This window comes from Lentzea alba (genome assembly GCF_047445655.1).
Lineage (GTDB): Bacteria > Actinomycetota > Actinomycetes > Mycobacteriales > Pseudonocardiaceae > Lentzea > Lentzea alba_A.
Map to the genome: position 1 here is coordinate 1 of NZ_JAJAEG010000051.1, position 14,060 is coordinate 14,060.

Annotated in this window: 10 protein-coding genes; 3 read left to right on the plus strand and 7 right to left on the minus strand. The window is 67.9% G+C overall.

Translation table 11 applies throughout. The features are described from left to right. Positions 1–41 precede the first annotated feature (41 nt). Positions 42–2,012: a WD40 repeat domain-containing serine/threonine protein kinase gene (locus LFM09_RS46465; protein WP_414103058.1), complete on the minus strand. Its 1,971-nt coding sequence runs from the start codon at positions 2,010–2,012 to the stop codon at positions 42–44. A gap of 120 nt (positions 2,013–2,132) precedes the next feature. Continuing rightward, positions 2,133–2,792, minus strand: coding sequence for a class I SAM-dependent methyltransferase (locus tag LFM09_RS46470; protein WP_414103059.1), 660 nt, complete (start codon positions 2,790–2,792; stop codon positions 2,133–2,135). 70 nt (positions 2,793–2,862) lie between these two features. Here LFM09_RS46470 and LFM09_RS46475 point away from each other — a divergent pair, with 70 nt between their 5' ends. The 3 genes from LFM09_RS46475 (at position 2,863) to LFM09_RS46485 (ending at position 6,927) form a co-directional block, all read left to right on the plus strand. Then, positions 2,863–3,774 (plus strand): helix-turn-helix domain-containing protein, encoded by a 912-nt coding sequence (locus LFM09_RS46475; RefSeq protein ID WP_414103060.1) that lies wholly within the window; start codon positions 2,863–2,865, stop codon positions 3,772–3,774. 143 nt (positions 3,775–3,917) lie between these two features. After that, positions 3,918–4,349, plus strand: coding sequence for a GtrA family protein (locus tag LFM09_RS46480; RefSeq protein ID WP_414103061.1), 432 nt, complete (start codon positions 3,918–3,920; stop codon positions 4,347–4,349). Positions 4,350–4,485: 136 nt separating this feature from the next. After that, a complete protein-coding gene (locus LFM09_RS46485; RefSeq protein WP_414103062.1) occupies positions 4,486–6,927 on the plus strand; it encodes an AAA family ATPase in 2,442 nt (813 codons plus the stop codon). On the opposite strand, the gene LFM09_RS46490 is transcribed toward LFM09_RS46485, so the two are convergent. From LFM09_RS46490 to LFM09_RS46510, 5 genes are read right to left on the minus strand one after another with little or no spacing between them, the layout of a single operon-like run. Beyond that, positions 6,875–7,216 (minus strand): EthD family reductase, encoded by a 342-nt coding sequence (locus LFM09_RS46490; RefSeq protein WP_414103063.1) that lies wholly within the window; start codon positions 7,214–7,216, stop codon positions 6,875–6,877. The two genes, LFM09_RS46485 and LFM09_RS46490, sit on opposite strands and share 53 nt — an antisense overlap. 11 nt (positions 7,217–7,227) lie before the next feature. After that, the gene (gene ubiG / locus LFM09_RS46495) at positions 7,228–8,001 is read right to left on the minus strand and encodes a bifunctional 2-polyprenyl-6-hydroxyphenol methylase/3-demethylubiquinol 3-O-methyltransferase UbiG (RefSeq protein WP_414103064.1); all 774 of its coding nucleotides are present in this window, start codon (positions 7,999–8,001) and stop codon (positions 7,228–7,230) included. A 10-nt stretch (positions 8,002–8,011) separates the two neighbouring features. Further along, on the minus strand, positions 8,012–9,505 hold the full coding sequence (locus tag LFM09_RS46500) for a 4-hydroxyphenylacetate 3-hydroxylase family protein (RefSeq protein ID WP_414103065.1): 1,494 nt from the start codon (positions 9,503–9,505) through the stop codon (positions 8,012–8,014). A gap of 2 nt (positions 9,506–9,507) precedes the next feature. Beyond that, positions 9,508–9,948, minus strand: coding sequence for a flavin reductase family protein (locus LFM09_RS46505; RefSeq protein WP_414103066.1), 441 nt, complete (start codon positions 9,946–9,948; stop codon positions 9,508–9,510). After that, the gene (locus LFM09_RS46510) at positions 9,945–14,060 is read right to left on the minus strand and encodes a type I polyketide synthase (protein ID WP_414103067.1); all 4,116 of its coding nucleotides are present in this window, start codon (positions 14,058–14,060) and stop codon (positions 9,945–9,947) included. Before LFM09_RS46510 ends, LFM09_RS46505 begins: the two co-directional genes overlap by 4 nt.

The following is a 14,060-nucleotide window of genomic DNA, read 5'->3' on the forward strand; positions in this document are numbered from 1 at the left end:
ACCGCCAGCACCTCACCCGGCAACCAGGCGAAAGATCGAGGCTAGAGCTTCCAGATCCGGATCGTCTTGTCCGCACCGGCGGCCGCGATCCGCTGCCCCTTGGGGTCGAACGCCACGTCCTCGATCCGCGCCCCGGCACCGATGACGGTGGCGCGCACGCTCTTGGAGGCCACGTCCCACAGCTGCACGGCGTTGCCGTGGCCCCAGGTCGCGATGGTCTTGCCGTCCGGGTGGAACAGGGTCTTGGTGATGATGTCGTCGCCCTCGGTGCGGTCGAAGACGACCTTGCTCTGCCCGGTCGCCACGTCCCAGAGCTGCAGGCTGTTCTTGCCGTCGTCGTCGGGGATCGCGAGCAGCTTGCCGTCCGGGGAGAACGACACGCCGGTGGACGTCGAGTCGTTGATCGTGCGGACGGTGCGGCCGGTCGCCGGGTCGACCAGTTTGATCTCCTGCGACTTGGTGCCGGCGTAGGCCAGCAACGAGCCGTCCTTGTTGAACGCCAGGGTGTCGGAGCCCTGGGCCTCCGTCAGACCGATCTTGACCTTGCGGGTCGCCACGTCCCACACCTTGAGGCCGCCGGTGTGGGTCAGGCCGACGATGGTCTTGCCGTCCGGGTGGAAGCGCAGGCACTTCATGATCGACCTGGCGTCGTCCAGCGCGCCGATCATCGTGCGGTCGGCGATGTTCCACAGGTAGGTGGTGCTGTCTGCGGTGATGTTGCCGCCGGCCGCGAGGATCTTGCCGTCGGGGCTGATCGCCACCGCGCACGCCGAACCGCCGCCCGGCCCGTCCGGGTTCTGGACCGTGCCGATCAGCTTGCCGGTCTCGGTGTCCCACAGCCGGATGATGCGGCCCTGCTCGTCGTCGATGTCGTCGTCGGCGCTGGCGAGGATCTTGCCGTCCGGGCTCCACGCGATCGACGTGACGGCGTCCTTGTGGTCGGACAGCTGGATGTGGTCCGTGTACTCCTTCGGCCCAGCCGGGGACGAGACCGAGGTCTGCTCGGACCCGCCCTCCTTGGCCGGCAGGTCGTTCTTGGGCTTGTCGTCGGTGGTCGGCAGTTCCGCCGCGTCACCGCCGTTGTCCTTCTTCGAGGTCAGCCACCACGCGGTACCGCCGCCGATCACCGCGAGCGCTCCGACACCACCCAGCAGCAACGTACGTCTGCTGGGTCCAGGTCTGGTCTGCACCGGCAGCACCACGGGAGCACCGGAGAGCAGCGCGAACGCCTGGTCGACGGTCGCGCGCTCGGCCGGGTTCTTGCGCAGCAGCCCGCCCAGCAGTGACGAGAGGTTGCCGGCGCGCACGGGCGGCGGCGGCTCCTGGGTGAGCAGCATCGACAGCGTCGTCATGAAGTCCTGACCCTGGAACGGGGGTCGGCCTTCCACGGCCGCGTACAGGGTGGCGCCGAGCGACCACATGTCGGTCGCCGGCGTGATCGCCGCGCCGGTGCCCTGCTCGGGCGCCATGTAGGCGGGTGTGCCGACGATCGAGCCGTCGGTGGTCAGCGGGACGTCGCCGGTGAGCCGGGCGATGCCGAAGTCGGTGATCACGACCCGGTCGCCGGACAGCAACACGTTGGCGGGCTTGAGATCGCGGTGCACGATCCCGGCCTGGTGCGCCGCCCGCAACGCGCCCAGCATCGCGTTCGCGACGTAGGCGACCTGGTCGACGGGCAGCGCGCCCTGAGCCCGGATGGCGTCGGACAGCGAACCGCCGCGCACGAACTCCATCACGATCATCGGCGTGCCGTTGTACTCGACGACGTCGTGCACGGTGACGATGCCGGGGTGGTTGAGCTGGCCCGCGAGCTGCGCCTCACGCATGGCGCGCTGGCACAGCAACGCCCGCTGCTGCTCGTCGAGACCGGCCGGCAGCAGCAGTTCCTTGATGGCCACCTCACGGCCGATGACCTCGTCACGGCCGAGCCAGACCCGGCCCATGCCGCCGGTGCCGATCACTTGAACAAGCCGGTAGCGCTGCGCCACCAGACTTCCCGTCGCATCTGTCACGGCGCGCACTGTAGATGAGTGCGCGCTCTCATTCGCGGAGATCCCTCAAGTTCGAGAATTACCGGAACTGTTGGCAGCAAAGCAACATTGTGCGTGCTCAATCGGTCGACAATGGACTGGTCACTGTGGACGCGCGACCTCGATGCCGATTTCTCCCCCGACCCTCAGCTTCCGCGTCCGCGTCGGCTCCACGGTGAACCCGGCCGCGGCGATCCGCTTCGACACCGCGTCACCGTAGTTGTCCTTCAGCACTTCCTTCGGCGGCCCGTGCTTGCGGCGGCCGTGGTGGTCGTGCTCGTGCAGCGTGGCGTCGGCGAGCACCAGCAGGCCGTCGGGCCGCAGCACGCGCCGCACCTCGGCGAGCATCTCGTCCTTCGACTGCGTGTCGAGGTGGTGCAGCATCAGGCTGGAGAAGACGCGGTCGAACGACGCGTCCGGGAACTGCAGTTCCTGCGCGAACCCGCGGTCGAGCTGCGCCTTCAACCCGTTGCGGCGCATCTTGCGTTCCGCTCTGGCCAGCATCTTCAGGTCGGGATCCATCCCGACGAGCTCCACGTTGCGATGGCGCTTCCCGGTGGCGCGCAACAGGTTCCCGGTGCCGCAGCCGACGTCCAGCACGCGGTGGCCGTCGCGCAGCCCGGCCAGCGCGATCATCTCCTCGTGGACGCGGCCGACGCCGAACACCACGTGCACCACGTCGTAGATCGGCAGCAGGAAGTGCTTGCCCATGCCGGGCAGGTAGTCCCGTTCGGTCGGCTGTTGAGATGATTTGTCGGTCATGAGCCCATTCTGAAGGTGCTCTGACCTCGCGTCCTGTACCAATCCGTGGTTTGAGTGGGAGGATTCGACGGTGCGGACCCGACGATCACCCCTGAACAGCGCCGAGCCGGTGACCTACCGGTGGCAGCCCGTGCCCGGCGAACTGTCCGTGGCGGCCATGACGCTCGGCCACGGCGCCGACTACGACGGATCGCACGAGGCCCACTCGCACGACTTCCCCGGCCTGGCCTACTTCGCGGCAGACGGCGGCATCGTGCGGACCGGCAAACAGATTCGGCACGTCGAAGCCGGCGACCTGTTCGTCATCGCGCCCGGCGACGTCATGGGCCAGGCCCAGGGCGACGACCTCGTCGGCGCGCGGGGCTGGGGCGTCTTCTTCACCGCAGACGCGCTCGGCCCGGACACCCCCGGCGCGCACCTGGCGTGGCGGACGCACCCGCTGCTGTTCCCGTTCGTCCGAGGCGGCGCGATCGGTGCGTTGCGGCTCAAGGTGCCGGTGAACGACCGCGACGAGTGGACGACCCGGATCGAGGCGCTGCACGACGAGCTGGCGCGGCGCCGCGAGGGTTACCGGGAAGCCGTGTCCGCGCATCTGGTGTTGCTGCTGGTCGGCGTCTCCCGGCTGGCCGCGGACGTGGTCGGCGATCTGCGGGAGAACGCGGAGCCGCTGCTCGCCGAGGTGTTCGAGGTGATCGAGCGCCGCTACCCGGAACCGTTGTCACTGCGCGAGGTCGCGGCCGCCGTCAGCATCTCCCCCGGCCATCTCACCTCGACGGTGCGCAAGCGGACCGGCAGGACCGTGCAGGAGTGGATCACCGAGCGGCGGATGGTCCAGGCGCGACGACTGCTGGCGGTGACGGAACTGCCGGTGAGCGACATCGGGCGGCAGGTGGGTTTCCCCGACGCGGGCTACTTCGCCCGGACGTTCGGCAAGCTGCACGGCGTGAGCCCGACCCGGTGGCGCAGGGTGAACGCCGGCTGAACTCCTGCGGACAGCCTGGCAAGGCGTGGGCGATTCGTCGGGTTCCACTACTCCAGTCGTGGAAATGTGGTGCCATGACCGGCGGGGAGCACACCACCTTGAGTGACCACGAAACCGACTTGGGGCAACGGTTTCACGCCTTGATGGAAGTCGTGGTGAGGTGGCTGCCGTTCGGTCTGTCCCGCGTTGTCGCCCCGAGCTTCCTCGGCTTCGCATTGATCAACGGCTTCACTTTCGGCATCGACCTGCTGCTGCTCACGTTGTTCCGCAGCGGCCTGGGTCTGCCGGTGCCGATCGCCTTCACGGTCGCGTACGTGATCGCGTTCGGACTGAGCTTCGTGCTCAACCGCGCGCTGAACTTCCGCTCGCACGCGCCGGTCGGCCCGCAGGCCGGCTTGTACGCGGTGGCGATCCTGATCAACTACCTGGCGTTCATCCTCGGCGTCGGCAGCGCGCTGACCGCGATCGGCGTGCAGTACCACCTGTCCCGCATCATCGCCGGCGCCTGCGAGGCCGCGTTCATGTACAGCGTCATGCGCTGGATCATCTTCCGCGACACCAAATCCGCCGAGTGACGAATTACCGGACAGTTGGTACCAAATGAACCTCGTGCCGTGACAGCGCAAGATCGTCACTTTAGCTTGAGACGGAGTCATTCTCTGTCAACGGCGTAACCCCAACGGCGGTGCGCGGCGCCAGGAGGACCGGCTGATGAGGCTGGTTGAGCGGGAAGAGCAGTTGACTCGTCTTGACCGGCTGCTCGCCGACTGCCTGGCGGGCCGGGGACGGGTCGCGCTGGTCAGCGGTGCGCTCGGCAGTGGCAAAACCGCACTGCTGCAGGCCTTCGCGGACCGGGCGACCTCCACGGGAGCGACTTTCGTCAGCGTGGCGGGCTCGTGGGCCGAGCGCGGCCTGCGGTTCGGGGTGCTCAGCCAGATCCTGCACGACACAGCCGTTTCGGCGCACGGGCTGCTCTCCGCCCGCGCACTCTGCCTCAGGATGCTGGAGCTGGCCGAACGGACACCGTTGGTGATCGGCGTCGACGACGTGCACCTGGCCGACCAGCCGTCGCTGAACTGCCTGCTGTCGCTGATCCGCCGGGTGCGGTCGGCGCGGGTGATGGTCGTGTGCACCGAGTCCGCGCAGCCGCCTGAGGTGCGATCGCCGTTCCGCCTGGAGCTCCTCCGCCTACCGCTGTGCACGTCCGTGGTCCTGGAGCCGTTGACGTTGCACGGCGTCGCGTCGCTGGCCGGAGATCGCGACGCCGCCCGGATCCACGCGCTGAGCCGCGGCAATCCGTTGCTGGTGCGCGCCTTGGCCGAGGACGACCTGCCCGCGGCCGTGTCGCGCTGCCTGCATCACGGTGGACCGGTGGTCCGGCACACCGCGCAGGCGATCGCACTGCTCGGCGGGTTCGCGTCGCCGACTGCGATCAGCAGGCTGACCAGGGTCGATCCGCGCGCGGTCACACACGCCCTGCGGGTCCTGTCCTCGGCCGGGTTGGTCGACGAGTGCCGGTTCCGGCACCCCGGCACGCGGGACACGGTGCTGGCCTGCACGACACTGTCACAACGCGCCATCCTCCACGCCCGCGCGGCGCGGATGCTGCACGAGCAGGGCGAAACCGCGGACATCGTTGCCTGCCACCTGCTTGAGGGAGCGCCGGGCCGGGCCGAATGGGTGGTCCCGGTGCTGCGGGCGGCGGCCGCGCGTGCCGGTCGGCGGACCGCCTTCGCGTCGCGCTGCCTGGAACTCGCCCGGAAGTCCTCTGGGGACTCTTCGGAACGGGCTGAAGTCACCTTGGATCTGGCCCAGCTGGAGTTCCGGTCGAATCCGCTGGTCGCCGCTCGGCATCTCCCCACGTTGCGCGAGGCGATGCAGGCAGGTCACCTCAAGGGTGAGGCGGTGGTGAGCCAGCTGCTGTGGCACGGCCAGGACGTCGACGATCTGTTGCAGGACAACGACTCGAACGTCGAGCGGTGGCTGGCGTCCGCACACCCGGCGCTGGCCCGCTGGCGCCCTTCCGACTCGCCGCTGACCTCGCTGCTCCACGGTGACGACACCGCCGCGAGCCGCGCCGAGGCGGTGCTGCGAGGCTCTCGGCTCACCGGCGACCTGCCGTGGGTGGCGGTGTTCGCGCTGCTGACGTTGATCTACGCCGACCGGCTGGAGAGCGCAGCGGCGTGGTGTGACCGGCTGCTGGAACAGGCCGGTGAACACGTGACGTGGCAAGCGGTGTTCTCCGGCGTCCGAGCGGAAGTCGCGTTGCGCCAGGGTGATCTGCGGGCTTGTTCGAGGTTGGCCGGCACCGCCCTCGGGCTCCTGTCGGCACCCGCCTGGGGCATCGCGGTCGTCCTGCCGTTGAGCTGCTTGATCCTCGCGTGCACTCGCAGCGGTCAACACGGCGAGGCCAGTGAGTACGCGGCGCAGCCCGTGCCGGAGATGGCGTTCCAGACCAGGTTCGGGCTGCACTACCTGCACGCGCGCGGCGAGCACCACCTCGCGACCGAACGGCCCGACGCCGCTTTGACCGACTTCACGCGGTGCGGTGAGCTGATGCGTTCGTGGGGCCAGGACCATCCCGGTGTGGTGCCGTGGCGGGTGTGTTCCGCGCAGGCGTTGCTTGGCCTCGGTTCGCCCGAACGCGCGCGGCGACTGCTCGTCGACCAGCTCACGCTGACCACCCGGCGATCACGCACACACGGGCTTTCGTTGCGCGTATTGGCTTCCCTGCAGGAGCCAGGTGTCCGGGCACAAATGCTCGCGGAGTCCGCCGAGATCCTGGAGGAGCGCGGTGACCGGTTCGGGCTGGCGCACGCGCTGGCCGAGCTCGCCACCAGCCTCGGCCGGAATCCGAGAGGCCGGATGATCGCGCGGCGGGCGTGGCACATCGCGCGGGAGTGCGATGCCGGGCCGTTGCGCGACAGCCTGCTCCCCGACGAACTGCCGGTGCCCGACCTCGTGGCGCTGACCGCGGCGGAACGCAGGGTCGCCGCCCTGGCCGCCGACGGTCACACCAACCGGGAGATCGCGCGCAAGCTGTTCGTCACGACCAGCACGGTCGAGCAACACCTCACGCGCGTCTACCGGAAGCTGGACATCAGGTACCGGCGAGACCTCCCGGCAGGATTTCGTCGACGACCTCACCGGTGAACATCACGAAGCCCGCGCCCGCGAAGTTCGCCATGTCCTGCTGAGCGGCCTGGCCTTCCGGGGTGCTCATCGCGGCCTGCAGCGCCTCGGCGGAGTCGGCGGTGATGTCGACCTTGATGTAGAACGGCGGCGGAGTGCCGTCCGGGTTCGGGTCGAGCTTGGTCGCGGTGGCGCTGCGCAGGCCCAGCTCGACGACCTTGCGGGCCAGCGGCGCGTGCACCGTGAAGAAGTGGTCGTCGAACGCCTGAGGGTCGGCAGGGTGGTGGTACAGGCAGGTGAAGACGTACATGTCTGTTCCTCTCACTTGATCTTCTGGGCGTGGCCGCCGTAGCCACCCGAGATGTCGGTGCGGGAGACGGTGATCTGCATCTGCCGGCCCATCTCGCCGTAGCTGAGCCGGCCCTTCGCCCGCTGCCGCAACAGGGACAGCACTTTCAGCGGGTGCCGTCCGGGTACGAACCCGACGAACTCCTCGTTCCTGAGCCCGTGCCTGGTGAGCGACCGTTCCAGCTCCTCCGGCGTGACGAACTTGTCCCAGTCGTGCAGATCGCGGGGCGCCCAGCGGAACGCGGACCACTCCTGGAACAGCTTGATCATGATGATCTTCGACTTGGCGGTGCGGTTGATCGTGTCGAACAGGTAGTAGCCGCCCGGTTTGAGCACCCTGGCCGCCTCGCTGACGGACTTGTCCACATCGGACACGTGCTCCAGCACGTCGCAGCAGTAGACGAGGTCGAACTCGTCGTCCGCGAACGGCACCTCCTCCGCGATGCCGTGCCGGTACTCGATGTCCAGCCCGCTCTGTTTCGCGTGGATCCGGGCGGCCTCAAGGGATTCCAGCGACGGGTCGATCCCCGTGACGTGCGCGCCGGCCTTGGCGAACTCCTCCGCGAGCAACCCGCCACCGCAACCGATGTCCAGCACGCGCTTGCCTTCGAGGCTCACGCCGTGCTTCTTCAAGGCCTGCTGGAAGTAGCCGAAGCGCGCCACGGTCAGGGCGAGCAGTGTGGCCATCGGCCGGTCGTCGTCCCACCACGTGCCCGGTTCGTTGTACAGCTCGTTGTCGACTGCCATTGCACACCTCTCACGGGTTGATCAGATCGGGCACGGTCCAGCCGTTCAGGTCGTACTCGGCCATGCACTGCTCGGCGAAGCCCTTGAGCTCGTCCGTCGTCCCGGACTGCTGCGCGGCGAAGAGCAGCTCCGCGCGGACGCCCTCGTGGTTGCCGGAGTAGTTGCGTTCGTAGAGCTCGTGCCGGCCCCCGAACTCGGTGCCGATGGAGTCCCAGATGAGCTTCATCAGCTTGACCCGCTCGACGGCGTCCATCCCGTTGCTGCCGCGCACGTACCTGTCCAGGTACGGCCGCAGCTCGGGCGAGTCGAAGTCCTTCGTGCTGGACGGCAGGTAGATCAGCGCGCTGCCGAGGTCCTGCATGATGATCTCCTTGACCCGCGGGTAGCCGAGGGTCATGAACCACCGGTACGACATCGCGTAGTCGAGCTTCGGCAGCAGCGCGTCGCCGTGCCACGGGTCCGGTTCGTTGATCATCGCGTCGGTGAGCGCCCAGAACATGTTGCGCCAGGCCAGCACCTCGCCGACGCGGGTCTGGATGCCGCGGAAGTCCTTGGTGCCGGTCGCTTCCACGCCCTTGAGCAGCAACCCGGCCAGGAAGTCGAGCTTGACCGCGAGCCGCGTGCAGCCGTGGAACGTCATCCGGTGCACCAGCCCGGAGTTCGGGATGAGCGTGTTGACCTTCTCCGGGTCGCCGTAGCTGAACACGTTCTCCCACGGGATCTTCACCCGGTCCAGCACGAAGATCGTGTCGTTCTCGTCGAACCTGCTCGACAGCGGGTAGTCGAACGGGCTGGTCGCCGCCATCTCGTAGGACTGGCGGCAGATGAGCTTCAGCCCCGGCGCCCCCATCGGCACCGCGCAGACGAGCGCGAACTCCTTGTCCTTGACCGGAAGCCCGTAGTGCGCCACGAGGTTGAAGTGCGTGATCGCACTCCCGGTCGCCACCACCTTGGCACCGCTGACGATCAGGCCGTCGTCCTTCTCCTCCTCGACGTGCACGAACACGTCTTTGACCTCGTGCGGCGGACGATCGCGGTCGACCGGTGGGTTGACCAGCGCGTGGTTCCAGTACAGGACCTTCTCCTGCGACTCCCGGTACCACCTTCTGGCGTTGTCCCCGAACGGTTCGTACAGCTCGGCGTTGGCTCCGAGCGTGCCGAAGAACGCCGCCTTGTAGTCGGGGCTGCGGCCCATCCAGCCGTACGTCATCCTGGCCCACGCGGCGATGGCGTCCCGGTCGGCTTTGAGGTCCTCCTTGCTGCGCGGCGTGCGGAAGAACGGGTGAGTGAGCCCGATGCTGCCGGTGTCGGTCGCGGTGCTCTGGAAGTCCGGGTCGTGCAGCGAGTCGTAGAGCCGCGCGGCCATCCGTGCGGAGTTCCGGAACGCCGGGTGCTCCGTGACGTCCTTGACCCGCTCGCCGTGGAGCCAGACCTCCCTGCCGTCGCGCAGGCTCTCCAGGTACTCCTCGCCGTTCAGCGGCCGGGTCACCCGTTGCTGGGACATGGTCATGCTCCTCTCTTCGTGAACGCACCGCGGTAGAACAGCAACGGATCTCCTTGACTCGTACCGATCTCCTTGACCCTGCCGAGGAACAACACGTGATCGCCGCCGTCGTAGCTGCGCCACGGCTCGCACACGATGTGCGCCAACGCTTCGGCGAGCTTCGTCCCGTCCCACCTGATGGGTCGCGCGGTCGGCCTGCCCGCGAAGTGCATCGCCAGGTCGCTCTGCCCTTCCTTGAGCACGTTGACGACGAACGGCCGGTCGCCGAGGTGCCTGCCCGCCTTGCTCGTGCGGTCGAGCGACACCAGCACCAGCGGCGGATCCAGCGACACCGCGGTGAAGGAGTTGACCGTGGCGCCGTGCTTCTGCCCGTCGATCTCACTCGTGACGACGGTGACGCCGGTGGCGAAGTGGCCGAGGCAGTCCCTGAGCTCGCGCGTCATCGCTCCACCTCGGGGAAGTAGCCGGTGCGCTGGAAGAACCGGATGTAGGTGTCGAGCAGCTCGTTGGTGATCGGCGGGCACGGGAAGCCGGCGCGTTCGGTCTCTTCGACGTCGTAGGTGATGTGCAGCTGCTCTGCCTGCGTGACCTCGGTGAACACGTCCAGCAGGGCGTTCGCGGCGTTGTCGGGGTCGCTGCGGACCTTCTCGTTCCACTGCTCGCGCGGCACCTCGTCGATCCGGTATCCGTGGTGTTTCAGGCGTTCGATCATCGTCTGGAGGCTGACGGGTTCGGGGTTGTAGAGGTGATAGGTGCCGTCCTGCAGGTTCGTGATGGCCGCGCTCACGTAGTCGACGGGCGCGAGCGTGAAGAGTGCCTTCGCGTCTTCCGGCACGGCTTGTGCCTGCAGGCAACCTTTGAGGCTCAGCCACACGAAGTCGTTGGCCTGGCAGGCACCGTTGCTCTGGCTGCCGCACACCGTGTCCGGCCGGTGGACGGTGACCGGTATGCCGCGTTCCTTCGCCTGCTGCACCAGCTTTTCCGCAACCCACTTGCTCTGCTGGTAGCCGGTCTTGAGGTCTTGCGGCGGTCCGGTCTCCGCGTTCGTCCTGTGGTGTCCTGCTGCCGCAAAGACTCCGGTCGTGGACACGTGGTGCACCGGGATCGTGCTCTTTGCCGCGAGCCTCAGGACTTCCTCCGTGCCGTTGACGTTGGCGGGCTTGAGGTCCTGGTACGGGTGCAGCCAGTTGACCTGCGAGCCCGCGTGGTAGATGACGTCGATCTTCCTTGCCAACTCTTCGAACCGCGCTTCCGTCTGCCCAAGCCGCGGCTGGGCCAGGTCGCCCGGCACCACCTCGATGCGGTCGGGGTCCACTTCGCCCCACAGTCCGTACCACTCCAGGTTCTTCTTCAACCTGGCGAACGCGGTGGCGCGGTCTTCCGCTCGCACCAGGCAATGCACTCGTGCTCTGGCCTGGAGATCCTTCAGCAGGAACGCCCCGAGGAACCCCGTCGCACCCGTCAGGAAGATCTCGCGAACTTCTCCCGTAGCTGCTTCCACAGGCTGAATGTCCTGCGACAGCACCGCTTCCTTTGCGAAGTCCGTCGTTCTCTCGGTGGTCTCTTCGGTGAGGTACTCAGCCAACTGCTTCGGCGACGGCTGGTCGAACACGACGTTGGCCGGCAGCTGCCGCCCGGTCGCCCTGACCAGCCTGTTGCGCAACTCCACCGACAACAGCGAGTCGAACCCCATGTCCTTGAACGGCCTGGCCGGATCGAACTCGTCGTCTTCTTCGAGCTTGAGCACCGCCTTCGTAGCCGCCGCAACCAACTCGAACAGGTCAGCCGTGTCCTCCGGCTCGTCCAGCACGATGTCGGCGACGTGCCGGGTGATCGTGGCGTCCAGCCAGTAGCGGCGCCGCTGGAACGGATAGGTCGGCAGTTTGACCTTCCGCGCTCCTGCGAACTGCTTCGCCCAGTCGACGTCGACTCCGCGCACGAACGCCTCAGCCAGCGCTCTGGTGAACCGCTCCGCCCCACCCTCGCCCCGTTTGAGCGTCCCGCAGACCGCCGTCGGCACACCGTCCTGCTCGACGGTCTCCTCGATCGCGACCGTGAGCACCGGGTGCGGGCTGATCTCGACGAACTTCCGGTGCCCCGCATCGGCGAGCGCCCGGATCGCCGACTCGAACAACACGGTCTGCCGCAGGTTCCGATACCAGTACTCGGCCGTGAGCTCGGTGCTGTCGAGCCACTTCTCGTCCACCGTCGAGAAGAACGGAATCTCCGCTTTTCGCGGGCTGATGCCGTCGAGCAGCTCAATCAGATCTTCCCGGAGCGCCTCAACCTGGGGCGAGTGCGACGCGTAGTCGACCGGGATCCGCTTACCCTCGATCTCGTCCAGCGCCTCGTCGTCGCCCGCCACCACGATCGAGGTCGGCCCGTTGATCGCCGCCGTGGAAATCCCCGGATGGTCCGGCTGCTCCCGGACGACCATCATGCCGCCCTGGCCCGCCAGCTTCTCGGCGATCAACCTGCTGCGCAACGCTACGATCTTCGCGCCGTCCTCAACGGACAGCGCGCCCGCGACCACCGCGGCCGCGATCTCCCCCTGCGAATGCCCCACAACCGCCTGCGGGGTCACTCCGCGCTCCCGCCACAGATGCGCCAACGACACCATCACGGCCCACAGCGCCGGCTGCACCACGTCAACCCGCTCAAGCCGCTCCGCTTGCTGCAACACCTCGAACAGGTCCCACTCAACCTGCAATCTGAGTGCCTCCGCGCACTCCCGCATCCTCGCGGCGAACGCGGGTTCGGCCGCGATCAGCTCCTCCGCCATGCCGACCCACTGCGAGCCCTGCCCTGGAAACACGAAGCAGACATCGCCCTCGACGTCGGCCACACCTTCGACGGCCTCGCCGCCGACCACCGCGCCAGCCGCACCCTCAGCGGGTCCACCGACCAGGACCGCGCGGTGCTCCAGCATCGCCCTGGTCGTGACCAGCGAAAACGCCAGATCCTCCGCCTTGACCTCCGGCCGCCCAGCCAGGAACTCCTCGACTTGCGCGATCCGTGCCCTCAGCGCCTTCACGCTCCGCGCCGACACCACGAACGGCACCGGCCGCACGCTCTCTGCCGACGCCGCACCCTTCGGAATCGATCCCGATTGACCGGCCCCTTGGGGGGATCGGGTCCCCACTCCAATCATCTCAAGCGGGTCTGACAATTCCGGGCCGCTCGCCCCCTCCAAGATCACGTGCGCGTTCGTGCCCGACACCCCGAACGACGACACCGCCGAACGACGCGGCCGTCCCACCTCCGGCCACTCCCGCGACTCCACCAGCAGCTCGACCGCCCCAGCCGACCAGTCGACGTGCGGCGAAGGTGAATCCACGTGCAAAGTCGCCGGCAAAACCCCGTGCCGCATCGCCTGCACCATCTTGATCACGCCACCAACCCCAGCGGCAGCCTGCGCATGCCCGAGGTTCGACTTCAGCGACCCGAGCCAAAGTGGAACCTCCCGCCCCTGCCCATAAGTCGCCAACAACGCCTGAGCCTCAATCGGATCCCCAAGAACAGTCCCGGTCCCGTGCGCCTCGACAGCATCCACATCAACCGCAGACAACCCAGCCGAAGCCAAAGCCGCCCGAATCACCCGCTGCTGCGAAGGCCCATGAGGCGCGGTCAACCCGTTCGAAGCCCCATCCGAATTGACCGCAGACCCCCGCACCACCGCCAAAACCGGATGTCCAAGCCGCCGAGCATCCGAAAGCCGCTCCAGCAGCAGCACCCCGGCACCCTCAGCCCACCCAGTGCCATCCGCCCCAGCACCGAACGCCTTGCACCGACCATCAGCGGACAACCCACCCTGCCGACTGAACTCCACGAACACCGCCGGACTGGCCATCAAAGCCACCCCACCGGCCAAAGCCAGCGAACACTCCCCCGCCCGCAACGACTGCGCCGCCAGATGCAGCGCCACCAACGACGACGAACAAGCCGTGTCGACCGAAACCGCCGGCCCCTCGAACCCGAACGTGTAAGCCACCCGCCCGGAAGCCACACTCCCCGCACTGCCCGTCCCCAGATGCCCCTCCAACGAGGCAGGCACCCGGTCGAGCAACCGCGAGCCGTAGTCGTTGTACATGACCCCGGCGAACACCCCGGTCCTGCTGCGCCGCAACGACAACGGGTCGATCCCGGCGTCCTCGAACGCCTCCCAGGACGTCTCCAGCAACAACCTTTGCTGCGGATCGATCGCCAGCGCCTCCCGCGGCGAGATCCCGAAGAACCCGGCGTCGAACGAAGCCGCGTCGTACAAGAACCCGCCCGATCGCGTGTAGCAAGTGCCGCTCACCGAAGGATCCGCCGAGTACAACACCTCCAAATCCCAGCCACGATCCGACGGAAACGGACCGACAGCATCCACCCCGTCTGCGACCAGCCGCCAAAGATCCTCCGGCGACCGCACCCCACCCGGATATCGGCACGCCATCCCGACGATCGCGACGGGTTCGTTCAACCGCGCCAACAACTCCGAGTTCTCCCGCTGCAGCCGCTGGTTCTCCTTCACCGCGACGCGCAGCGCCTTGACGACCTGGTCCTCAGCCAC

Coding starts and splice junctions, on each gene's coding strand:
- LFM09_RS46470 (WP_414103059.1), bottom strand. CDS start 2,792: ATGACCGACAAATCATCTCAACAGCCGACCGAACGGGACTACCTGCCC.
- LFM09_RS46480 (WP_414103061.1), top strand. CDS start 3,918: ATGGAAGTCGTGGTGAGGTGGCTGCCGTTCGGTCTGTCCCGCGTTGTC.
- LFM09_RS46485 (WP_414103062.1), top strand. CDS start 4,486: ATGAGGCTGGTTGAGCGGGAAGAGCAGTTGACTCGTCTTGACCGGCTG.
- LFM09_RS46490 (WP_414103063.1), bottom strand. CDS start 7,216: ATGTACGTCTTCACCTGCCTGTACCACCACCCTGCCGACCCTCAGGCG.
- ubiG (WP_414103064.1), bottom strand. CDS start 8,001: ATGGCAGTCGACAACGAGCTGTACAACGAACCGGGCACGTGGTGGGAC.
- LFM09_RS46500 (WP_414103065.1), bottom strand. CDS start 9,505: ATGTCCCAGCAACGGGTGACCCGGCCGCTGAACGGCGAGGAGTACCTG.
- LFM09_RS46505 (WP_414103066.1), bottom strand. CDS start 9,948: ATGACGCGCGAGCTCAGGGACTGCCTCGGCCACTTCGCCACCGGCGTC.